Below are 719 nucleotides of genomic sequence, written 5' to 3'. Positions count from 1 at the left end.
GCCATCAGGGTCGTTGCCAGTAACGCCGTGCGAAGACGCATATTCTCGTCCTTAAAAAATGAAGTGTCAGAACTTCATGGAGTCTCAAAGGGATGAGGCGCGTCCCAACTGAGCAGGATGCACAGACACATCATCCGTTAATCTTTTCTGAGTGTGAGATAGCCTTTCTCGGGGGGGATGAGAAGGGACGTTTCACCGTATCGGGATGAGTGTGGCAAAAAAAGCACAAAATCCTAAAGATACTGTGAGGTATGATTTTATTTTTTCTTTTATTAAAAAGGAGATATCGCAAAATGTCTCTGAAATCTTATAAATTTTATCCTGATCCTGGATGGGAATGTATGAGGAACAGTATGTGATGTTTCTGCCTTATTTTACCGCCGGTTATCTATTGCGGCGGCAGGAATCGGTATCGCCATGAAAAAGGGGCGCCGAAGCGCCCCTTTCCCCCTTTATCAATAATCGTCGCGATATCAGTGCAGGATGATTTCGACGCGGCGATTCTGGGGCTCACGCGTGTCGGGTCCGGTCGGAACCAGCGGGTGCGCTTCGCCATAGCCCTGGATGTCGATGGCGTTGGCAGGCACGCCGTCACGGATCAGCTCGGCCTTCACGCTGTTGGCGCGACGCAGGGACAGGCCCATGTTATACTGCTGCCCACGGGGACCGGGCTGCGCTGCCGAGTTATCGGTATAGCCATTGACCTCGATGCGGGTGGT

The 719-nt window shown here is 51.6% G+C and carries 1 protein-coding gene; it reads right to left on the bottom strand.

The annotated features are described in order from the left end of the window. Positions 1–473: 473 nt before the first annotated feature. Positions 474–719: OmpA family protein (locus B7G66_RS15270; protein ID WP_048859361.1), on the bottom strand; the 246-nt coding region annotated here is incomplete at its 5' end.

This window comes from Novacetimonas hansenii JCM 7643 (assembly GCF_000964405.1).
Lineage (GTDB): Bacteria > Pseudomonadota > Alphaproteobacteria > Acetobacterales > Acetobacteraceae > Novacetimonas > Novacetimonas hansenii.
Note: the sequence above shows the minus strand (reverse complement) of the source record. Positions and strands in the feature narration are given on the sequence as shown.